Annotated in this window: 17 protein-coding genes; 10 read left to right on the forward strand and 7 right to left on the reverse strand. The window is 70.5% G+C overall.

Features of this window, described 5'->3' with window-relative positions; genetic code table 11:
- Positions 1 to 17 precede the first annotated feature (17 nt).
- Complete coding sequence (locus tag AB5J87_RS34400) at positions 18 to 515, forward strand: flavodoxin domain-containing protein (protein ID WP_369382642.1); 498 nt, start codon at positions 18 to 20, stop codon at positions 513 to 515.
- Positions 516 to 759: 244 nt separating this feature from the next.
- On the opposite strand, the gene AB5J87_RS34405 is transcribed toward AB5J87_RS34400, so the two are convergent.
- On the reverse strand, positions 760 to 1,494 hold the full coding sequence (locus AB5J87_RS34405) for a DUF2231 domain-containing protein (protein ID WP_369382644.1): 735 nt from the start codon (positions 1,492 to 1,494) through the stop codon (positions 760 to 762).
- 121 nt (positions 1,495 to 1,615) lie between these two features.
- Between AB5J87_RS34405 and AB5J87_RS34410 the strand changes: the two genes are divergently transcribed.
- From AB5J87_RS34410 to AB5J87_RS34420, 3 genes are all read left to right on the forward strand, one after another.
- Complete coding sequence (locus AB5J87_RS34410) at positions 1,616 to 2,350, forward strand: response regulator transcription factor (RefSeq protein ID WP_369382646.1); 735 nt, start codon at positions 1,616 to 1,618, stop codon at positions 2,348 to 2,350.
- Positions 2,347 to 3,771 carry a sensor histidine kinase gene (locus AB5J87_RS34415; protein WP_369382647.1) on the forward strand — a complete coding sequence of 475 codons (1,425 nt, stop codon included), beginning with the start codon at positions 2,347 to 2,349 and terminating at the stop codon, positions 3,769 to 3,771. The genes AB5J87_RS34410 and AB5J87_RS34415 overlap by 4 nt, the downstream gene beginning before the upstream one ends.
- Before the next feature lie 197 nt (positions 3,772 to 3,968).
- Positions 3,969 to 4,211, forward strand: coding sequence for a DUF397 domain-containing protein (locus tag AB5J87_RS34420; protein ID WP_369382648.1), 243 nt, complete (start codon positions 3,969 to 3,971; stop codon positions 4,209 to 4,211).
- A gap of 891 nt (positions 4,212 to 5,102) precedes the next feature.
- On the opposite strand, the gene AB5J87_RS34425 is transcribed toward AB5J87_RS34420, so the two are convergent.
- The gene (locus tag AB5J87_RS34425; RefSeq protein WP_369382650.1) at positions 5,103 to 5,996 is read right to left on the reverse strand and encodes a helix-turn-helix domain-containing protein; all 894 of its coding nucleotides are present in this window, start codon (positions 5,994 to 5,996) and stop codon (positions 5,103 to 5,105) included.
- An 865-nt stretch (positions 5,997 to 6,861) separates the two neighbouring features.
- Between AB5J87_RS34425 and AB5J87_RS34430 the strand changes: the two genes are divergently transcribed.
- A complete protein-coding gene (locus AB5J87_RS34430) occupies positions 6,862 to 8,862 on the forward strand; it encodes a LuxR C-terminal-related transcriptional regulator (protein WP_369382651.1) in 2,001 nt (666 codons plus the stop codon).
- Between the two features lie 194 nt (positions 8,863 to 9,056).
- Here AB5J87_RS34430 and AB5J87_RS34435 read toward each other — a convergent pair whose 3' ends face one another.
- Entirely contained in the window at positions 9,057 to 9,449 is a 393-nt protein-coding gene (locus tag AB5J87_RS34435) for an SHOCT domain-containing protein (RefSeq protein WP_369382652.1), read from the reverse strand.
- 217 nt (positions 9,450 to 9,666) lie between these two features.
- Between AB5J87_RS34435 and AB5J87_RS34440 the strand changes: the two genes are divergently transcribed.
- From AB5J87_RS34440 to AB5J87_RS34450, 3 genes are all read left to right on the forward strand, one after another.
- A complete protein-coding gene (locus AB5J87_RS34440; protein ID WP_369382654.1) occupies positions 9,667 to 10,461 on the forward strand; it encodes a hypothetical protein in 795 nt (264 codons plus the stop codon).
- Complete coding sequence (locus AB5J87_RS34445; protein WP_369382655.1) at positions 10,458 to 11,318, forward strand: hypothetical protein; 861 nt, start codon at positions 10,458 to 10,460, stop codon at positions 11,316 to 11,318. Before AB5J87_RS34440 ends, AB5J87_RS34445 begins: the two co-directional genes overlap by 4 nt.
- A 265-nt stretch (positions 11,319 to 11,583) precedes the next feature.
- A complete protein-coding gene (locus tag AB5J87_RS34450) occupies positions 11,584 to 12,126 on the forward strand; it encodes an RICIN domain-containing protein (RefSeq protein ID WP_369382656.1) in 543 nt (180 codons plus the stop codon).
- 124 nt (positions 12,127 to 12,250) lie between these two features.
- On the opposite strand, the gene AB5J87_RS34455 is transcribed toward AB5J87_RS34450, so the two are convergent.
- Positions 12,251 to 12,952 (reverse strand): response regulator, encoded by a 702-nt coding sequence (locus AB5J87_RS34455; RefSeq protein WP_369382658.1) that lies wholly within the window; start codon positions 12,950 to 12,952, stop codon positions 12,251 to 12,253.
- A 648-nt stretch (positions 12,953 to 13,600) separates the two neighbouring features.
- Entirely contained in the window at positions 13,601 to 14,404 is an 804-nt protein-coding gene (gene ppk2, locus AB5J87_RS34460; protein ID WP_369382659.1) for a polyphosphate kinase 2, read from the reverse strand.
- A 51-nt stretch (positions 14,405 to 14,455) separates the two neighbouring features.
- Between ppk2 and AB5J87_RS34465 the strand changes: the two genes are divergently transcribed.
- Complete coding sequence (locus AB5J87_RS34465; protein ID WP_369382661.1) at positions 14,456 to 16,837, forward strand: phosphoketolase; 2,382 nt, start codon at positions 14,456 to 14,458, stop codon at positions 16,835 to 16,837.
- Positions 16,838 to 16,982: 145 nt separating this feature from the next.
- Here the strand turns inward: AB5J87_RS34465 and AB5J87_RS34470 are convergent, their stop codons facing one another.
- Positions 16,983 to 17,375, reverse strand: coding sequence for an STAS domain-containing protein (locus tag AB5J87_RS34470; protein WP_369382662.1), 393 nt, complete (start codon positions 17,373 to 17,375; stop codon positions 16,983 to 16,985).
- A 446-nt stretch (positions 17,376 to 17,821) separates the two neighbouring features.
- On the reverse strand, positions 17,822 to 18,535 hold the full coding sequence (locus AB5J87_RS34475; RefSeq protein WP_369382663.1) for a CBS domain-containing protein: 714 nt from the start codon (positions 18,533 to 18,535) through the stop codon (positions 17,822 to 17,824).
- A 383-nt stretch (positions 18,536 to 18,918) separates the two neighbouring features.
- On the opposite strand from AB5J87_RS34475, the gene AB5J87_RS34480 reads away from it, so the two are divergent.
- Positions 18,919 to 20,637, forward strand: a complete 1,719-nt coding sequence (locus tag AB5J87_RS34480) for a GAF domain-containing protein (RefSeq protein ID WP_369382664.1) — start codon at positions 18,919 to 18,921, stop codon at positions 20,635 to 20,637.
- The last annotated feature ends 112 nt before the right edge of the window (positions 20,638 to 20,749 follow it).

A 20,749-nucleotide genomic window follows, 5' to 3' on the forward strand; every position in this document is an offset into this window, starting at 1 on the left:
TGAGAAGGGAAACGGACATGACCGGTATGGTGTTGGTCGCCTACGGGACGACGAACGGATCCACCAAGGAGATCGCCGAAACCGTCTCCGATGTCCTGCTCAAGGGCGGGCTGACCGCGCAGGTGCTCGCGGCGTCAACAGTGACGAGCATCGCGCCCTACGACGCCGTCGTGCTCGGCGGCGCCCTGTACGCGGGGCGCTGGCACAAGGACGCACGCCGTTTCGTACGGCACCACCGCGCGCTGCTGGCGGGTTGCCCGGTGTGGTTCTTCAGCAGCGGCCCGCTCGACGCCTCCGCATCCGAGAAGGATCTGCCGCCCGTGAGCGGCGTGCAGCGGGCGATGACCCGGCTGGGTGTGCGGGGGCATGTCACCTTCGGCGGCTGTCTGAGGGAAGGCGCCAAGGGGCGGATGGCCACGATGATCCTCCGCTCCGGGAAGGGCGGCGACTTCCGCGACTTCGACGCCATCAAGGAGTGGGCGGGGACCATATCCCGCGACCTGAGCCGTGGTTAGGGGGCCGGGGCATTCCCGGACCGCACCGACTGCGGCCCTTCGCGGCGGATGGGTGCCCTTGCTTCGAGGTTGGCGCCGCGGGCCGGGGCAGGGGCCGAGCGGCCCTGACGAGTACCGACCGACCCCGGGCTTTTGAGGAGACATGTCCTGCCCGTCCGGCGCGGTGCCGGTCCGCCAAACCCGGGCACCCGGTCCTCGCGCTCCGGACCACGACAGGCGCTTCGAGACAGATGCTGACCGTGTGTCAGCCGTGGTCGGGACGGGCGGTGGCGGAGTAACCGTCGTGCCAGGCGGCCTTGGCGCCGGAGTCGCCGATCCGGTAGACCTGCACGGTCGCGCCGATGCTGACGGCGAGGCAGAGCGCAGAGGCGATCACGCGCAGCGGCAGGCGCACGGCGGGCCGTGCGGTGCCGCCGTCGGACGCGGGGCTCGCGCCGTGGGCCCGGGAGTAGGCCCACCACAGGGCGAGGGAGGCGGCGAAGAGGGCGGTGGCCCAGGGCAGGAGCTGGTCTCCGAGTTCGGTGTGGCGCCGGACGAGCGCGTTGCTGTCCACGTGCCGCTCCAGCCATTCACCCGCGTGGGTGGTGAGCGGCACGCTGATCAGTGCCACCAGCGCGAGGGCCGGCAGGACCGGCCCGAAACGGCGCATCACCGAGGGCCAGAACGCGCACACGATCAGACAGAGCGCTGTGAGCGGCACCAGGATCACGACCACGTGGACCAGGAGGACGTGTGCGGGAATGCCGTTGATGAGGTCGGGTCCCACAGGGGGCTCCTTCGGGAATCGGGTGAGTGCTGCGGACGGGGTGAGGTGCTCCGGCCGTTCGGCGGTTCCCGAGGTGGCGACGGCGCGTTCGCCGTCGACGGCGACGACGGCCGCCAGCTCGCCGGGGCGCGGCCCGCGCGGGCCGGGGTGGGGAACGTGGCGGTCATACGCGTCTCGCAGCGGTTCGCTCGGGTGGTGGGCGGTCAGCCTCACAGCCCAACCTCTGCGTATCCTCTGAAAACCCTCCTCGGACCGGCCTCAGCGGGGATTCAGAGCAAACTCTGAGGTGCCGGGGCCGTGTGCGGGGCCGTGGGGGAGGGATGCTGGACGAATCATGGAAGAGCGCCGTAGACCACCTGCCCTGCACCGTCCCGACGGAGAGCCCGTACGGGTCCTGGTCGTCGATGACGAACTCGACGTCACCGACGTCCTGGCGGGGGTCCTGGCCGCAGAGGGCTGGCGGGTGCGCACCGCGGCCGACGGGGCGTCCGCGCTCGCCGTGGCACGCGACTTCCAGCCCGACGCGGTCGTCCTGGACTGGATGCTGCCCGACCTCGACGGGCTGCACGTGCTGCGCGCCCTGCGCCGCGACGCGCAGCGCGTGTGCGTGCTGTTCCTGACCGCACGCGACGCGGTCGAGGACCGCATCGCGGGGATCACCGCAGGCGGGGACGACTACGTGACCAAGCCCTACAGCCTCGAAGAGGTCCTGGCCCGGCTGCGCGGCCTGCTGCGCCGGGCCGGAATGACCGCTGAGTCGGACGCGGACCGGCTGGCGGTGGGCGACCTGACGATGGACGAGGAGGCCCGGGAGGTGAGGCGGGCGGGGGCGGTCGTGGAGCTGTCGCGTACCGAGTTCGAGCTCCTGCGCTTCCTCATGCGCAATCCACGCCGGGTGCTGTCCAAGGAGCAGATCCTCGACCGGGTGTGGGCCTACGACTTCGGCGGCCGGGCCCATATCGTCGAGCTCTACATCAGCTATCTCCGCAAGAAGATCGACGCGGGACGCGCGCCGATGATCCACACCGTCCGCGGGGTCGGCTACGTCCTCAAGCCCGGGGCATCATGAGACGGCCGTGGCCGCGCACCCTGCGCTGCCAGCTGACCGCCGGGCTCCTCCTGCTCCTCGCCCTCGCGTGCGCCGCCGTCGGGGTCACCACCGTCCTCGCCCTCAAGGGCTTCCTGATGGGGCGGCTGGACGAGCAACTCGTCGCGTCCGGCGGCCGGTTCGCCGCGAGTCTGGAGCACGAGTCCACCCCGGACGCCGACAACCGCCCCGACACCAGGGGCCAGGCCGAAGCCACCTTCGGCGCCCGCCTGCTGAACGGCTCCGTCACCCGGGCGGCCGTGGTCGACGATGCCACCGACCGCCCCGTACCGCTCACGCGCGAGGACCGCCGCGCACTGCTCGGCGTCGCGGTCGACGGGCGGGGCCACCGGGTCCGCCTGTCCGCGCTGGGCGCCTACCGTGTGGTCGCGACCAGGGGGGACGACGGGGACATCCTGCTCACAGGTCTGCCGCTGCACCCCGTGGAGGAGACGCTCCACCGTCTCGAAGCCGTCGAGGCCCTGGTGTTCGGCGTGGCTCTCGTCGCCACCGGTGTCGCGGGCGCGGTGTGGGTACGGATCTCCCTGCGTCCCCTGCAGCGCGTCACCGCCCAGGCGGCGGGCGTCGCGCGGTTGCCGCTGGCGAACGGTGAGGTCGCCATGCCGCGGCCCCTGGCGGACACCGATCCCCGCACCGAGGTGGGCCAGGTCGGCACCGCTCTCAACCACATGCTCGGACACGTCGAAGACGCTCTGCTCCGGCGCCATGCCAGCGAGGAGCGCCTGCGGCACTTCGCGGCCGACGCCAGCCACGAACTGCGCACGCCCGTCGCCAACATCCGCGGCCACGCCGAACTCGCCCTGCGCCATCCCGGCCCCGTACCCGGCGCGGTCCGCCACGCGCTGGAGCGCGTCGAGTCCGAGTCACGCCGCATGACCCGGCTTGTCGACGATCTGCTCCTGCTCGCCCGACTCGACGCGGGACGGCCCCTGGAGCACGAGCGGGTCGACCTGACCCTGCTGGTCCTGAACGCCACTGACGACGCACGCGTGGCGGGCCCGGAGCACCAATGGCTGCTGGACCTCCCGGAGCAGCCGGTCATGGTCAGCGGTGACGCCCACCGCCTCCACCAGGCCGTCGGCAACCTCCTGGCCAACGCCCGGACGCACACGCCGCCCGGCACCGAGGTGACCGTCGCCCTCACCCGGGACGGCACCTGTACGCGGCTGACGGTCAGTGACAACGGACCGGGCATTCCCGAGGAGCTCCAGCCGGAGGTCTTCACCCGCTTCGTCCGCGCCGACCAGGCACGTGCGCGCAGTACCGGCGGTACGGGGCTGGGGCTCGCGATCGTCCGGGCCGTGATCGGGGCCCACGGCGGCACCGTCCATGTGAGCAGTCGTCCCGGGCACACGGCGTTCGTACTGATACTGCCCGGCTGAACACGGGAACGGGCCGGCCCGGCGACCGGTGTGTGCGCCACGTGTCCCGAGTGATCTGCCGGGGTTCGTAATCACCTTATTCGACAGGGCAATTGGGGAAGCGGGGCCCTCGGTGTCAGCTGCGCGGCGCGGTGTCCCGAGTGCTGTAGGGTTCTGGCCATCCTGAGTCCCCTGGATTCGAGGGAGCAGGTTCAGCCATGGCCTGGACCCCGGGGGATTCCCCGTTGGAAAGGGCTGGCGTGAAGGACTGCTGGACATGGAGAAAGGCGTCGTGGAGTGACGGCGCCGGAAACCAGTGTGTGGAAGTGGCATGGACGGGCCGTGCGGTGTTGGTGCGCGATTCCAAGGAACCGGAACGCGCACACCTTCATTTCGCGCCCAGCACCTGGGAGTTCTTCCTCACCAGCGCCGTCGCCGAAGAACGGACTCGGCGGTTCTGAGCTACACGGGCGCGCCGGGACGGCCCTGGACTTGATGTTTCCGGCTCGCCGTCCGAAGGCGAGGGCTTGCGGGCGGTGTTCGGAACGCGGCACGCAAGCCCTCGCCTTCCTCGTATCAGCGGTGCGGGGCGCCCAGCCGTCCGGCCAGGGAAAGTCCCGCCGTGGCCACCGTGCCGGCAATGGCCCGTCCCGCTTCGTCGGGGACGAGCCAGAGGACGAGAATCGCCGCCACGAGTGAGGCGACGGATACGGTGATCGCGGCTATGGCGTTCGCTCGGGGGAGCCTGGGTATCCGTGCCGGCTCCCGGTGGGAGGACGGTTCTTGCGGTAATGACGACATGCCTGCTCCTGATGGCCCGGGACTTTGGATTGCTTTCGAGCCCGGCCGTTTGCAGGCGGCCGGACCCGTCTGAATCAATTCCCGGACCCAGCTGTGATCATCCGTCATTTGATCGTTCGGTCAGCGCACTGGCGGGGTGCACGCGAATGCGCCCCGTGGTCGACGCGGAAATCGTCGTGGACGCGCTCTCGTTCCGGAGTTGGCCCGATTGCGATCCGGCGACACGCTAGGTAGCAGATTGGTGTTTAACAGGTCCGGCAGGGGAAAGACACCATCACAAGGAGATGACTGCCCCGAGTCGGCTCGGATGTTCTGACCAGCATCGATCCGGCATGCGCGCGGTGTCGGGCGGTCCCCTTGTGTCTGTGCCGACCTCCGGTGGCCCGGGCGGTTGGCCGGGGCGCACTCGTTGCAGCGAGGACGCCCCCTGTGGCTCCGCATGCGCGGAGCCACAGCCTTGCCCTGTCTCTCTGTCCGACCTTGCGCCGTGCCCGTGCTTCCGTGCGCCCCGGGCTGAGCCGGGGCGCACGGGGCCACCCGTGGGTGGTGGTCTACTCGCTGCCGTCCGGCTCGAATTCGGCCGGTGTCGTGGTGAGGCCCGCGGCGACCCGCCGCAGCACCTGGGGTATCACGTCGCCCTTGATCGTCCGTTCTTCCAGTTCCCAGAAGACATCGAGGTAGCGTGCGGCGTCCTCGGGCGCCGTGCTGATGGCCGCGTTCGTGAGGTCCTCGACGTAGACGAATGAAGGCATCGCCTCGGTGAACTCGAAGAGCGTGAAGGAATGCGCGGCCGCACGGTGTGCCCCGACATGGAACGGGAGCACCATCACGTTGATGTTCGGATGGTCGGCCAGCTCTGCCAGGCGGTGCAATTGGGCCTGCATCACGCCGGGGCCGCCCACTTGCCGTCGGATGACCGACTCGTCGAGTATGAAGAAGAACTGTGCCTCTTCTCTTTCCAGGACTTCCTGGCGCAACATGCGTGCCTCGACCATGCGCTCCGTTTCGGAGGCCAGGCTCTGTGGTGAGTAGATGCGGATGACCGCCTCTGCGTACTCCTCTGTCTGGAGGAGGCCAGGGAGGTTCAGTGGCTGGAAAGTCCGTGTTACATGGGCGGACGACTCCATCGCGAGGAATTCCAGGAACTCCTTGTCGAAAAGGTCCCGGTACTCTGTGAACGGCATTTTACGGCTCTGCCGAGCCAGGTCGAGCAGCGAGTTGATCTCTTCGGCGCCGGAGATCCCGTACAGGATGAGCAGCTGGCGTAGATCATTGACGGAGATTCCCACCTCGCCCGCCTCGATCCGCAGCAGCTTGCTCGGCGACCACTCCATCTCACGGGCCACCTCTTTCTGGGTGAGCCCGGCGGCTCCTCGCGCCGTGCGGAGCTCCGTGCGCAGCCGGAGGCGCTGCACCGCCGCGCTTCCTCGGAACGGCACAGTCATCTGTCATCCCCCAATCTGCGGTACAGCCGATTGTGGCATCACTGAGTGGTGAACAGCAGACGAGAACGACGCAAAAAAGATACGACGATCTTGAGCGTCGGGTCGGCGCGAGACGGGGTCGGCCGTCGATATCGATCTCCCGGCCGGTGCCGCTGAATTCTCGCCGTGCGCAGCCGCGTTGGTCTGCGCCAGGGCTTTCCGGTTCCGGTGTCAAAGGAGTGGCGCCCGATCCCTTTGCGCGGTGGAGGGGCGCATGGGAGTGGAGGGGGGCCTGCATGTACGGGGACGCGCCCCGGCGCGGAGAGAGGGGCCGCGCACGCATCCGGGCGTTCGTCGCGTGGCCGGTGCGACCGGGCCCGGTACGGGTGCGGAGGCGGGCGGGAACGGGCGATCGCGGCGTTCCGCGGAGCCGCTGTGGCGGTATTGGGCCCCCGCTTCACCCGGGGGAGATGGCGCGCGTGGACGCTGCGCTCGCCTCCGCTCGGCCCCAGACTGGTTGCGCACGACAGCGCGAGCGACGGAGGTGGTGTCCGCGATGGCCGACCACTCTGCTCGACTACGCCCGGCCTCCCGTCCCGGGCGCCTTCTGGTACCCCGCTCCAAGGTGACGGTGCCCGAATTGCCTCCCTGGGTGATTCGCCGACCGCGCCAGGTGGAGCGCCTTTCCCGAGGCGTACGCAACCCGTTGTCCGTGATCGCGGGTCCCGCGGGCTCCGGCAAGTCGGCTCTCGCCGTGCTGTGGGCGCACACGGGCCGGGCGCCGGGGCCGGTGGCGTGGGTCTGCTGCGACGACGGCGATGAACTGCCGGGCGCCTTCTGGGGCTGTGTGCTCGAAGCGCTGCGGCACGCGGGCGTCGGGGTCCGGATGGCCGATGCCGCCTCGGCTCGGGGTGGCACGGTCGACCACTGCTTCCTCGCCGTACTCGCGGCCGAACTCGCCGGGCGGGAGCGGCCCGTCGTCCTCGTCCTGGACGACTTCCGGCCCGCGGCCGGCTCCGCGCTGGCCGAGGATGTGGTCCGTCTTCTGCGACGGGCCGGATCCGGATTGCGCCTGGTGGTGGTCTGCCGTCAGGACGCGCCACTTCCGCTGCACCGCCTGCGGCTCAGCGGTGAACTGACCGAGATCCGTGCGGACGACCTGGCCTTCGACGACGACGAGACCGCCGCACTGCTGGGGCAGCACGGGATCGCGGTGTCCCGCGTGGCGGTGAGGACGCTTCGGGCGCGCACCGAGGGCTGGGCGGCCGGACTACGTCTCGCGGCCCTGTCGATGGTCGCTCACACGGACCCGGAGCAGTTCGTGCGGCACTTCGCGGGGGACGACCAGGCGGTGTCGAGCTACCTGTTCGAGGAAGTCCTGGAGGCCCAGCCCGACGAGGCGCGGTGGCTGATGCTGGTGACGAGCGTGCCCGATTGCGTCAACTCGGAACTGGCCGCGGCCCTGGCGGGGCCGACTACGGGTCGGTACTTCTCTTCGATGGTCGAGCAGAATTCCTTCTTCCGGCCGTTAGGGCACGGGTGGTACCGCAGTCACCGGATGTTCCGCACGTTTCTGCGGCTACGGCTGCAGCACGAAGCGCCCGGCCTCACCACCCGTGTGCACCGCCGGGCCGCCACCTGGTTCAGCTCACAGGGCCTTGTCGGTGAGGCTGTCCACCACGCGGTCGCGGCCGGTGACTGGCGGCTGGCGAGCCGGATGGTGGTCCAGCACTTGGCGATCGGGCAGGTCCTCGGGCTGACGGAGGACCGGTCCGCCGCGGAGCTGTTCCAGCGCATGCCGCAGGAGGTGGTGGTGCGAGCGGCGCTCTGCCTCGAACCGGAGCCCGCGCTGCTCTGTGCCGCAACCGCTCTCTTCCGCGGTGATGAGCCGACATGTGCCGCGGCACTCGCGCATGCGGAGCGGGTGCTCGCCCGCGCGGGGCGCGCGGACGCGCGGATCGACGGCCCAGTTCGGCTGGCGCGCGCCGTCGTGGTGCTGACGCGGTCACGCCCCCGCGATGTCCGTTCCACCCTGGCCGCGGCGACCGAGGCGGAAGCCGTTTTCGACCGGCTCCCGCGTGAACAGCGTTCTGAGCGACCGGAGTTGCGCTCCCTGATCCTGGTGAAGCGTGGCGGCGCGCAACTGTGCGGGGGGCGGTTGAAGTCGGCCGAGGCCGCGCTCAGAGCCGGACTGGCGGCGGCCGTCGCGGCAGGCAGTGCTGATTTGAGGGACGGTGCCCTGGAGCGGCTCGCTCTCTTGCAGGCGCTGCGGGGTCGCTTCCGTGAAGCAGAGGAGTTCGCGGCCCGGGTACAGGGTCCGGTCCGGTCGTGCCCGGGCGGATGCGGCGCGTGGGCCTCCACCGCCAAGGGCTGGGCCGCCGTGGCCGCCGGCCGACCGGACGCGGCCCGTGACGAGCTGAACAGGGCCGAGGCCGCGCTCAGAGCCTCCCCCGAGCCGTTCGTGTGCGCCGTCCATACGCTGGTCCGCAGTCTTGTCAGCACGGCGGAAGGCCGAGGTGACCGTGCGCTGCGGATGCTGGCGTCCTTGCGTGCAGCCGCGGCCGCGCCCTGGCTCGCTCCGTGGTTCGACGAGGCCGAGGCGGTGGCACGGCTCCATCGTGTGCCTGCGCGGGGCGGCTCCCACACTGCCCCGGCCGCCACCGGAGTGTCGGACGAGGGGAGTGCGCCGGTGGTGGAGGCGCTGAGCAAGCGCGAGCTCGAAGTGGTCGCGCACCTGGCCCAGATGATGACCACCGAGGAGATCGCCGCGGCGATGCACTTGTCGGTCAACACGGTGAAGACGCACCTCAAGCACGCCTACCGGAAGCTGGCGGTCACCCGCCGTACGGCGGCAGTGCGGCGGGTGCGCGAACTCCAATTGCTGTGAGAGCGGCCATGGAACCGCGCACTGGTGGCAGGAGCCGCAGCGCGCGGGCCCGGGGCACCGTCGCCCGCCGGGTGGTGACACATGCTGTCAACCGTTCTCCGAGGAACTGGACGAGATCCAGGTGCGGCGCCGGACGCGGCCGGTGCCGCACCTGGATCTCGTGACGCCCTCACGCGTCTCTTCGGCGAGGTCCTTCAGGACGCCAGCACCCGGGACTTCGCCCGCTGGTACTCCTCGTCGGTCAGGTCTCCCGCCCGCCGAAGGTCGGCCAGCTGCGTCAGTCGCGTCGCTCCGTCCCCCGTCGGCCCACCGGACGCCTCGCGAATGTAGGCGCGCAGCGCGGATTCCCGTTCCCGTGCCGCCTGCCGACTGTGTTCGTTCATCTTCTCGCCCCGGGCGACGAGATAGGCGAACACGCCCAGGAACGGCAAGAACATCACGCACAGCAGCCATCCGGTCTTGGCCCAGCCGCCCAGGTCGGAGCTGCGGAAGATGTCCGCGAACGTCCGGAGCAGCAGGGCCAGCCACATCACCCACAAGAAGAACCACAGCATGGTCAGGAACGCGTTCAGGAGCGGAAAGTCCATCGTTGCCTCCTTCGTGGTCGATGGGGCGCACACTGCACCGGACCGCTCCCGCGCGCCTCACCCTCAGCGGGTGAGGCGCGATTCACCTCGTGTGCGAACCGCTCCCGCGGCCTCCGCCTCCCCGCTAGCATCGTGGCCAACGGTGCCGGACGGCAGGCGGGGGCGGGGGATGCGGGGCGGTATGCGTTATCGGGCCGAGCGGATTTCGTTAGCCGTGATGGCGGGGGCGGGCATCGCCATCGTGCCCGCCGATCTGCTGGGCTGGCTCGACAGGTTGGCACCGGGAAGCACCCTGCCCAAGGTCACCCTCGTCATCCTGAGCACGGTCACGCTCTTCCTGCTCCTTGAGTTCGACCGGCTCAAGGTGCTCGACGACGTGCACGCCCAGCTGTCGCGGCTGGACATCGACACCCTCGCGCACCAGTTGAGCCAACAGCACTACGCCGGTGTGGTCCGCGTCCACGAGCGGTTCCCCGAGGAACGGTTCGCCACGCTGGTGGACGGCGCCATGCGTGACGTGTGCATCCTGCAAACGTGGATACCGAACCTCGACGAGTTCGACCGCGGACTGCGCAAGGCCCTGCTGGAGCGGCAGGTGCGCGTGCGCGTGTTACTGCTGCACCCCTCGTCGCCGGTGGCGGGGCTGCGCAGCGAGGCCCTGCGTACGGTGCGGGATCCCGCACGTGACGGTGATGTGAGGGCCAACATAGAGCAGTGCCTGTCCACGCTCGCCTCGCTCGTCGACGACGCCGGGCACGAGGACCGGGCCCGGCTCGAAGTGCGGGTGTACAACTCACTGCCGTCGATCGCCGTTTACAAGGCCGACGAGCACTACCTGGTGAGTTCGTTCCTGCACGGACAGCTGGCGATCCGCTCCACGCAGATGGAGATCGAGGGGGGTGCCACCGTCCTCGGCAGAGAAGTGCAACGGGAAGTGGACACGCTCTGGAGCATCGGCTGTGCCGTGGATCTGCGCGATTGGCGCGGCTCGGTCGGAAGGATCAACCTGTGACCCGGGAAAGCGAGAACACCGCCATGCCGCCACAAGAAGAACGAGACGGAACCGACGGACGCGACGGGGCACCGACGGTGACCCGGGCGGGAGTGGTCGGCGAACCCGGTACCGAGGGCGGGCTCGACCGGCTCGACGCCTTCGAGGACGAGCTGGTCGAACGGTTGGGCACCCACCCGGTGCTCCGCAACATCGGGCTTCTGCCGGACGACGCCTTCGCGGAGATACTGCTGCAACGCCGTTTCGTCTCGCTCGCTTTCACGCCTTGCTACGACCTGGCGATCGACCTCCTGAGCGACGAGGTGGGCCTGCGGATCGCGCGGGTCATTCTGCGCGAGGAGTACCCGGACAGCCACGGTCACACCCGCTCGCACCGCGAGGACATGACCGAGGACCTGCGGCAACTGGGCATCTCCCAGCGCACCATCGTGACGTCGAAGCCGTCGGCGACCACCCGGAAGGTCATCCTGGACTCCCTCGAAACGATCGCCGGGGCGGGGGGCGAGGCGGACGCCGACGTGCGCATGCTGACGCTTCTGCGTTTCTGGGGCGAGATCCTCGTCTCCGTCGAGTACGGACGGCTGTGGGAACGCATGGGCCCGGTGCTGACCCGGGGCGGCGAGAACCGTTCCCGCTTCTACTACCCGCACTACGCGCACGACGCGAAGGCCAACCCTCTTGCTCGGGTCTCCCTGCTCTCCACCACGCATGCGGATCGACTGGGCAGCCGCCTGAGCGAACTGCTGGCCCGCGAAGCGTCATTCGACGGCTTCAGGGAGATGGAAGAGCGCTCGTTGAAACTCAAGACGGACTTCTACGACCAGTTCCTGCCGTCGTTGCGGGGGGCCACGTCCTGACCTCCCTCATCCGTCATGTGCCGAGCCCGGCGGCTGTGGTGCCGCAGGGGTGAGCCGGGGCCCGTGGGAGAGGCCGTGGTACACGCCGTGGGGTTTCGTAGACCCAACCTCGTCCAAACCCCGGTCCGCGCGCCCGGACGCTGTCGGCCTCCTTCGGTTCTGAGTAGCGTGACGTCCTGCGTCGACCGGGGTGGCCCACCGCCGCCCGAGCCGAGTGGAACACGTCTTTCCCTGGGAATCCGCGACGACCCGGAAGGAGCGGACAGTGATCTTCGAACGAGGGAACCGGAGCGGAGCCGCGCGCCGACGGCGGGGCCTGTTCGCGCTCGTCACCGCCGCGCTCGCGGTTTTGGTGCTGGGTACGACCGCCGGACCAGCGCAGGCGGCGGGGTTCACCCCGATCAACGTCTGGAATTCGAGTCATTGTCTCGACAACGCCACCGAGAATGCCGCGAAGCTCCAGATGTGGTCGTGCAGTGGTGGCTCCGAGCAGAAGTGGCTCGAAGGGTTCAACACCCAGACCGGCCTGTTCACCTTCACCAACCAGCGCACGGGAGGGTGTATCAGCGCACCTGCCTCGGGGCCGGGAACAGCCACCGTGGCCTTCTGCAACGCGGCGGACACGGCTCAGCAGTGGCGGGTCTTCTACGCGGACAACCCCAACGGGCCGCCCTCGGGCTGGTACGACGTCTGGCAGAACGTGGCGAGCGGATACTGCCTGTCCACGCCCAGCGTGCGCAACGGCACTCTCGTCCAGACTACGGTCTGCGACCCCTCCGACCAGTACGACCGGTGGCACCAGCAGTAGCGAACCCCGTGCCGGGCTGTGCGGACCGGCCGTCCGATTTGGACGCGGACCGCACAGCGCGCGCCATCGAGGTCGGCAACTGGGTTGCACAGGCGCGCTGTTCGGCAACCCGGCCCCGCACCGGTCATACCGTCGGGCGCTGGTTCCGGTCGAGTTGGTCCAGGTGGGAGGCGAGCACCGCGGCCTGGACCCGGCGTTGCACGCCCAGCTTGGCGAGCAGGCGTGAGATGTGGTTCTTGACGGTCTTCTCCGACAGGTAGAGCTTCTTGCCGATCTCGCGGTTGGTGAGTCCGTCACCGATCAGGGCGAGGATGTCCCGCTCGCGCGGGGACAGGCTCGCGAGCTCGGACGGTACGGCGGGGCTCTGCGCGGGGTCCGCCCGCAAGGTGCGCATCAGACGTGCGGTGGTGGCGGGGTCGAGCATCGACTGGCCCGAGGCCACGGTCCGTACCGCCGAAACCAGGTCGGACCCCTTGATCTGCTTGAGGACGTACCCGGCCGCGCCGGCCATGATCGCGTCGAGCAGAGCCTCCTCGTCGTCGAACGAGGTCAGCATCAGGCAGGCCAGCTCCGGCATCTGGTCGCGCAGGTCCCTGCAGACCGAGATGCCGTTGCCGTCCGGCAGGCGCACGTCCAGGACGGCCACGTCGGGGCGCAGCGCCGGGCCGCGGGCGAGTGCGTGGTCGACGGTACCGGCGTCGCCGACCACCCGGATGTCGGGCTCGGCGTCGAGCAGGTCGGCCAGGCCGCGGCGGACGACCTCGTGGTCGTCCAGCAGAAACACCCGGATCGGGTTCTGCTCCGTGAACGTGCGTGGCTCTGGCATGGCGACCCCTCGTTCCGCGTGGAGGACTGGCAGCGGGCTTCCCCTCGTGCCGATCATCACGTGCCCGGACCGAATGCACTAGGGCCGACAGGCCCAACTCGGCGGGAGGAAGCCGACCTCCCGGCGGATCGCGCGGCGCGTGAGCGGGGTCAGCACGCGCCCTCGCCCAGGACCTCCTCACCCCGTACGAGGGCGACGCGGCGTTCCCGTGAGGCCCGAGGTCCGCGGGCGCCCGGCCCACCGGGACTGTCGGCCTCTCCAGGGGACCAGTGGACCCCTGCCCCCAGGAGCCCGCGCCGACGACTGTGGAGTCGGATCGGCCGCACGCAGGAGGTGGAGATCATGCTCCGTAACGTCACCCCGGGGTCGAGTTCGACGCCGCCCGGCGCCGCGGGACCTCCGTGCGGATCGTGCAGGGCTGGTTTCCGGCCGCTTCCTACGCCTACGGGATGGTCGCCGACCCTCGTCCATCCCGCACCGCAGCCCCGCACCCGCCGCGGTCGTCCCATGGCTGATGCCCGCTCTGGCGGACACCCGGTGAGGGAGGCGGCCGGACGGGCACGTGGCGTGCGCGTGACCGCTGGCGCCGGAGTCGGCCGGTCTCCTCGCGGCGGTCGCCGAACGGCTCCCGCGCGGGCGACCGGCCGTTCACAGGCTCGCGGAGTGGTCGGGCACGTAGTGCTGCAGATCGCGCGGCGGGCGCTCGTACCCGGTCGACGGCGGCCGTCGCGGCAGCCGCAGCACCTGCGGCGCGGGTTCCTCGTAGGGGACGGAGGCGAGCAGATGGGCGATGGTGTTCAGCCGGGCGCGCCGTTTGTCGTCGCTCTCCACGACGGACCAGGGCGCCTCGGCGATGTCGGTGTGGACCAGCATGTCGTCCTTGGCCCGGGAGTACGCCTCCCAGCGCGTGATGGACTCCAGGTCCATCGGGGAGAGCTTCCAGCGCCGCAGCGGGTCCTCCAGCCGGCGCCGGAAGCGTTCCTGCTGCTCGGTGTCGCTCACCGAGAACCAGTACTTGCGCAGCAGGATCCCGTCCTCGACCAGCATCCGCTCGAAGATCGGGCACTGGCGCAGGAAGCGCTGGTACTCCTCCTGGGTGCAGAATCCCATGACGTGCTCGACCCCGGCCCGGTTGTACCAGGACCGGTCGAAGAGCACGATCTCCCCGGCGGCCGGCAGATGCTCGACGTACCGCTGGAAGTACCACTGGGTGCGCTCGCGCTCGGTCGGCTTGGGCAGCGCCACGATCCGCGCGACCCGCGGGTTGAGGTGCTCGGCGACCCGCTTGATCGTGCCGCCCTTGCCGGCCGCGTCCCGCCCCTCGAAGACCACCACCACACGGGCGCCCGTCGCCCGCACCCACTCCTGCAGCTTCACCAACTCCGTCTGCAGGCGCAGCAGTTCCCGCTCGTACACCTTGCGCGGCAGAGCCGCCGCACTCTTGTCGGCCATGCCGCCTCCACCACCCGATGACCTGCCCCGACGACTTCCGGAGTCCCACCCATGTCCAAGGTCGAACACCAGGACGCCACCGTACTTTCCGACGACGAGCTGCGCACCCTGGACGCGCACTGGCGCGCCGCCAACTACCTTGCCGCGGGCCAGATCTACCTGATGTCGAATCCGCTGCTCACCGAGCCGCTCAGGCCCGAGCACATCAAGCCGAGGCTGCTGGGGCACTGGGGCACCTCCCCGGGCCTGAACCTCGTGTACACACACCTCAACCGGGTGGTCAAGGCGCGTGGGCTGGCCGCCCTGTGCGTCTGGGGCCCGGGACACGGCGGGCCCTCGGTGCTCGCCAACTCCTGGCTGGAAGGGAGCTACAGCGAGACCTATCCGGACGTGTCGCGCGACGGGGCGGGGATGACGCGGCTGTTCCGGCGGTTCTCCTTCCCCGGCGGGGTGCCCAGCCACGTGGCGCCGGAGACGCCGGGCTCGATCCACGAGGGCGGCGAGCTCGGCTACTCCCTCTCCCACGCGTACGGAGCCGCCTTCGACAACCCCGGCCTGCTGGTCGCCTGCGTGATCGGCGACGGGGAGGCGGAGACGGGCCCGCTGGCGGCCTCTTGGCATGCGAACAAGTTCCTGGATCCGGTCCACGACGGCGCGGTGCTGCCGATCCTGCACCTCAACGGCTACAAGATCGCCAACCCGACCGTCCTGTCCCGGCTGCCCGAGGCCGAGCTCGACGCGCTGCTGCGCGGCTACGGCCACGAGCCGCTCCACGTCACCGGCGACGATCCGGCCCGGGTCCACCGGGACATGGCGGCGGCGATGGACGAGGCGCTGGACCGGATCGCGCTGATGCAGCGGACCGCCCGCGAGGAAGGGGTCCGCGAGCGCGTGCACTGGCCGGTGATCGTCCTGCGTACGCCCAAGGGCTGGACCGGACCGGCCGAAGTGGACGGCCTTCCCGTGGAGGGCACCTGGCGCGCCCACCAGGTCCCGCTGGCCGGGGTGCGCGAGAACCCGGAGCACCTGGCGCAGCTGGAGGCGTGGCTGCGCTCGTACCGGCCCGAGGAGCTCTTCGGTACCGACGGCCGGCCGGTGCCCGATGTCCTGGCCGTCGTCCCCGAGGGTACGCACCGGCTCGGTGCCACCCCGTACGCCAACGGCGGACTCCTCCTGCGCGCACTGCCCCTTCCTCCGCTCGACGACTTCGCCGTGCCCGTCGACAAGCCCGGCACGACCCTCCACGAGCCGACCCGCGTGCTCGGAGACCTCCTGGCCCGGGTGATGCAGGACACCGGCGAGCGCCGCGACTTCCGGCTGGTCGGACCGGACGAGACCGCCTCGAACCGGCTGCAGGCCGTGTTCGGCGTCAGCGGCAAGGCGTGGCAGGCCGAGCGTCTGCCGGTCGACGAACACCTGGAACGGCACGGCCGGGTGCTGGAGATCCTGTCGGAGCACACCTGCCAGGGCTGGCTGGAGGGGTATCTCCTGACGGGTCGCCATGGGGTCTTCTCCTGCTACGAGGCGTTCGTGCACATCGTCGACTCCATGGTCAACCAGCACATCAAGTGGCTGAAGACAGCGCGGGACCTGCCGTGGCGCGCCCCGATCGCCTCGCTCAACTACCTGCTCACTTCCCATGTGTGGCGCCAGGACCACAACGGCTTCTCCCACCAGGACCCCGGCTTCGTCGACCACGTGCTGAACAAGAGCCCCGAGGTCGTCCGGGTCTACCTGCCACCGGACGCCAACACGCTGCTGTCGGTCGCCGACCACGTGCTGCGCAGCCGGGACTACGTCAATGTGATCGTGGCGGGAAAGCAGCCCTGTTTCGACTGGCTGAGCATGGACCAGGCCCGCGCGCACTGCGCCAGGGGTGCGGGGATCTGGGAGTGGGCGGGCACGGAGACGGGCGGTGAGCCGGACGTGGTCCTGGCGTGCGCCGGTGACGTGCCCACTCAGGAGACGCTGGCCGCGGCGCAGTTGCTCCGCCGCCACCTGCCGGAGCTCGGCGTCCGGGTGGTCAACGTGGTCGACATGACGCGGCTGCTGCCGCGCGAGGAACACCCGCACGGGATGAGCGACTTCGAGTACGACGGGCTCTTCACCGCCGACAAGCCGGTGATCTTCGCCTATCACGGCTATCCCTGGCTGGTCCACCGGCTCGCCTACCGTCGCACCGGTCACCGCAACCTGCACGTGCGCGGCTACAAGGAGTCCGGTACCACGACCACCCCGTTCGACATGGTCGTGCGCAATGACCTGGACCGCTTCCGGCTGGTCATGGACGTCATCGACCGGGTGCCCGGCCTCGCCGTGCGCGCCGCCGCCGTACGCCAGCAGATGGCCGACGCCCGCACCCGCCACCAGGCATGGATCCGCGAACACGGTACCGACCTGCCCGAGATCACCGAGTGGACCTGGAACGCCTGACCGCCCCGGCCCATAGGCGGGCGTACTGGGTCGCCCCGACATCCTCCCCGCAGGCACCAGGCGCCGCTCGTGCGGCGCCTGGTGGTGCCGGAGCCGGCGGCCCGGTGACCGGGGGACGCCGACGTCCCCGAGGTCCGGCGCGGCTTCAGTCCGCCGACAGGGCGGGCAGTTCGGCGACCACCGGCGCCGCCGGGTCCTCGGGCCACTCCGGGAGCACCTCGAAGACACCTGTCAGCCCTGTGCAACGCAGGATCCGCCCGAAGTGGGCGCTGTCGGTGACCAGCCGCACCCGGCCGTGCCGTGCCCGCGCACGGTTGCGAGCCCGGCACAGGACGCCGAGCCCGGCGCAGTCGATGAAGGACACGGACCGCAGGTCGAGCAGCAGATCGGGGCACGCGTCCGCGGTGAGTGCGTCCAGGCGGGCCGTGAGCGGCACTGCTGTGAGCACGTCTATCTCGCCTTGGAGGGGCACGACGGTGGCCGCGCCGATGACACGCTGAGCGCGGTGCGGCAGGGAACTCGCGTGGTTGTCGTCCATGAGGTGAGCAAAGCTGTTCCATACGTGCGGGCAAAGGGCTGTTCGGTCCCTGTCGGACGGTCCGAGAGGTCCCGCGAGCCGCGGAACCGCCAGTTCTGAAAGGGCTGCGCCTTCGACGGTGCGGGGCGCTCCGCCCGGCAGGAGGTTCCGGATCCGGCCGTACCTCGTACGAGGTGGGAGTGGTCTCAAGGTGGTGCTCGGCGGGACGGCCCACGACCAGACAGCCGCCGCGGTGGCCTGACGGGCGGACCTCGCGCCATGGACACTCGCGGATCTCCCGGAACCGAACAGCCCCTGAAACTGGGGCTGTTCGGTCCCCTCGGGGGCCTGCCGACTGATGTCCACGTATACGAAGGCAGTGTGCCGCGCCGGGGCGGCGGAGTCGGGGCGGCGCAGGAGGGCCGCCGCGCCCCTGTCGCCGGCGGCTGTACCAGTGGCCTCCCTGGTCAGTGATGCCCGTCCCCAGGTTCCGCCTGGCTCGACGGAGGACCGGCCGACCCCGGGGTCGCGCGGATGTTCAATCCGTTGACCACGCCGGCCACGCCGTCCACCCGGTAGGTGAGCCGGACGGCCAGGAGGATGTCGGTGCGCTGCTCCACGGCCCCTTGGAGCGCGACCACGCCGTCCCGGACGGAGACGGCCACACCACGGGCCGACACCCGCGGCAGCCGGGCCACGGCAGTGCCAAGGACCTCCCGACGGATTTCGTCGTCCGTGCGCAGGAAGATCCGCAGCAGGTCGCGACGAGTGGCGATGCCGATGAGCCGGTCCTCCTCGTCGACGACGGGAAGGCGTTCGACACCGTGGCGCTCCATGACCCGCGCGGCGTCCGCTATCCGCTGTTCCGGATGCACCGTGACCGCCGGGCTCGACATCAGCTCCTGGGCCGTGCGGGTGTGGGGAACGGCGGCGGCGCGGCGGGTGGAGAGGCGCAGAGGGGACAGGGAGAAGCGCCGTGCCGCGAGTCGTACCGGGCGGACGATCCGGTGGTGGATCAGATCCGTCTCGGATATCACTCCAATGACCTTGTCGTCGTCGTCCACGACGGGCAGCCCGCTGATGCGGTGCTGGTCCAGCAGTCGTACCACGTCCTTGAACGGTGTCTCGCGATGCGCTTCGACGACATCGCGGGTCATCACCTCACCGATCACGCGGGCCATGTCACCCACTTCCTTCCTCCCTCGTCCCGATGTCGCGTCCGGGCCGTCCGGGCCGTTGCACGAAGAGGGCGAAGTCCCCCTTGGCCTCGGCGCATCGCTCAAAGCTGCCGTATCGGCCGTGTCCGGTGGCAGGGGCCGAGGGGCCCGTGATGAGGGCCGGTGTACCCGCACGCGCCGCCCCGGCCTGTCGGGGCGCGGGTGGGCGGCACGCCTGCGGCTCCGGGCGGTTGGATCCGGTGATGCCGTCGGGAAACGGCCAGATCCCCACGGAAGGGGCGGGGGCTCGTCCGGATTCGCTGCCGCCCCGCACGGTGGGCCACTACCGTGGCACAGGAAGAGGACCGGTGCGGATCCGTGCGTCGAGGGGACCGGGAGGCGTCGAGGTGGCAGGCCCCGAGGAGGCCCGCGTGCCGCTGCCCCAGCTGCGGCTGGACGAGCTGCTGGAGGAGTTGCAGGCGCGCCTGGACGCGGCGCGCGGGACCCGCGACCGGGTGCACAGCCTGCTGGAGGCGGTGCTGTCGGTCGGCCGCGAGCTCGATCTGGAGCAGGCCCTGCGCGGGATCGTGGAGGCCGCCGCGGTGCTCGTCGACGCGGAGTACGCGGCGCTCGGGGTGATCGGCCCGGACGGCAGGAGCCTGTCCGCGTTCCACACCGTGGGCATCGACGAGGAGCAGATCACCCGGATCGGCCCGTTCCCCGAAGGCCACGGCATCCTCGGCGAGCTGATCCGCCACCCCGAACCACTGCGGCTCGCGAAGATCTCCGAGCATCCGGCCTCGTACGGCTTCCCGGCCCACCACCCGCCGATGAACACCTTCCTGGGCGTCCCGATCCGGGTGCGTGAGCAGATCTTCGGCAATCTGTACCTGACGGAGAAGCGCGGGGGCGCGCAGTTCGACGAGGAGGACGTCTCGGTCACCCTGACCCTCGCCGTCGCGGCCGGGGTGGCGATCGACAACGCCCGCCTGTACGAGGAGTCGCGGCTGCGGGAACGCTGGCTGCGGGCGAACGCGGAGGTCACCCACCGCCTGATGTCCGGTGCCGGGCGCGGCGAGGTCCTCGGCCTGATCGCCGAGCGGGCGAAGGAGATCACCAGTGCGGCCCTGGCCGCGGTCGCGGTACCCGCGGGTGACACCGGCGCGCTCGCGGTGGAGATCGCCGTCGGGACCGACTCCGAGGCGCACCGGGGACTCGTGCTGCCCATGGACAAGAGTTTGATGGGGCTGGCCTTCTCCAGCGCCGCCCCGGTCACCAGCGCGGACGTCCGCCAGGACGAGCGGATCTCGCCGGAGCCGCCGCGTTTTTCTGGGCTCGGCCCGGCCGTGGCCGTGCCCATCGGCACGGGCGAGTCGGGGGCGCGCGGCGTGGTGCTGCTGGCGCGCAGGACCTGCCGCCCGGTGTTCACCCCTACGGAGACCGAGACCCTCCAGGCTTTCGCCGCCCAGGCCGCCATCGCGATGGAACTGGCCGAACGCCGCCAGGACGCGCAGGAGGTCGCGGTACTCAAAGACCGTGACCGCATCGCGCGCGACCTGCACGATCTGGCGATCCAGCGGCTGTTCGCCACCGGTATGACCCTGCAGAGCGCGGGCCGGTTCATCGAGCACGGGGAGGCCGCCGAGCGGGTGGCGCGCGCGGTCGACGACCTCGACGAGACCATCAAGATCATCAGGTCGACGATCTTCGGGCTGCGCACCCGGGACGGAACGGCGGAGGCGGGGCTGCGCGCCCGTGCCACACGGGTCGTCGGTGAAGCGGCACCGGTGCTGGGGTTCGCGCCCGGCGTGCGGATGGAGGGGCTGCTGGACACCGATGTGCCCAAGGACATCGCCGACCAGGTGGTGGCGGTGCTGGCCGAAGCCCTCACCAACATCGCCCGGCACGCCCGGGCGTCCCGCGCCGAGGTCGTCCTGACCGCCGACGGGCAGAGCGTGCGGCTGTCGATCACGGACAACGGTGTGGGCATCGCGCCCGGTGGCCGGAGAAGTGGACTGCGCAACATGTCGGAGCGGGCCGAACACCTCGGCGGTGAGCTGGAGTTGGGTATCCCCGAAGGTGGTGGGACCGCGCTCGTATGGCGTGTGCCGCTGGCTGGACTGTAGGCCACGGGCCCCGTTGGACGGGGTGGATCGCCCGGAGCAGGGATTGCCCGGGACGTGACTTTCCCGGGTGCGGTGTGGAATCCCCGGGAGTTGGTCCGTCCGGGACATGGCT

The sequence above is a fragment of the Streptomyces sp. cg36 genome (genome assembly GCF_041080675.1).
Taxonomy (GTDB): Bacteria; Actinomycetota; Actinomycetes; order Streptomycetales; family Streptomycetaceae; genus Streptomyces.

Excerpts from the sequence above, each read along its gene's own strand:
- ppk2 (WP_369382659.1), bottom strand. The coding sequence starts at position 14,404 with ATGGCCGACAAGAGTGCGGCGGCTCTGCCGCGCAAGGTGTACGAGCGG.
- AB5J87_RS34435 (WP_369382652.1), bottom strand. The coding sequence starts at position 9,449 with ATGGACTTTCCGCTCCTGAACGCGTTCCTGACCATGCTGTGGTTCTTC.
- AB5J87_RS34415 (WP_369382647.1), top strand. The coding sequence starts at position 2,347 with ATGAGACGGCCGTGGCCGCGCACCCTGCGCTGCCAGCTGACCGCCGGG.
- AB5J87_RS34470 (WP_369382662.1), bottom strand. The coding sequence starts at position 17,375 with ATGGACGACAACCACGCGAGTTCCCTGCCGCACCGCGCTCAGCGTGTC.
- AB5J87_RS34440 (WP_369382654.1), top strand. The coding sequence starts at position 9,667 with ATGGCGGGGGCGGGCATCGCCATCGTGCCCGCCGATCTGCTGGGCTGG.
- AB5J87_RS34475 (WP_369382663.1), bottom strand. The coding sequence starts at position 18,535 with ATGGCCCGCGTGATCGGTGAGGTGATGACCCGCGATGTCGTCGAAGCG.
- AB5J87_RS34410 (WP_369382646.1), top strand. The coding sequence starts at position 1,616 with ATGGAAGAGCGCCGTAGACCACCTGCCCTGCACCGTCCCGACGGAGAG.
- AB5J87_RS34465 (WP_369382661.1), top strand. The coding sequence starts at position 14,456 with ATGTCCAAGGTCGAACACCAGGACGCCACCGTACTTTCCGACGACGAG.
- AB5J87_RS34425 (WP_369382650.1), bottom strand. The coding sequence starts at position 5,996 with ATGACTGTGCCGTTCCGAGGAAGCGCGGCGGTGCAGCGCCTCCGGCTG.
- AB5J87_RS34400 (WP_369382642.1), top strand. The coding sequence starts at position 18 with ATGACCGGTATGGTGTTGGTCGCCTACGGGACGACGAACGGATCCACC.
- AB5J87_RS34455 (WP_369382658.1), bottom strand. The coding sequence starts at position 12,952 with ATGCCAGAGCCACGCACGTTCACGGAGCAGAACCCGATCCGGGTGTTT.
- AB5J87_RS34430 (WP_369382651.1), top strand. The coding sequence starts at position 6,862 with ATGGCCGATGCCGCCTCGGCTCGGGGTGGCACGGTCGACCACTGCTTC.
- AB5J87_RS34420 (WP_369382648.1), top strand. The coding sequence starts at position 3,969 with ATGGCCTGGACCCCGGGGGATTCCCCGTTGGAAAGGGCTGGCGTGAAG.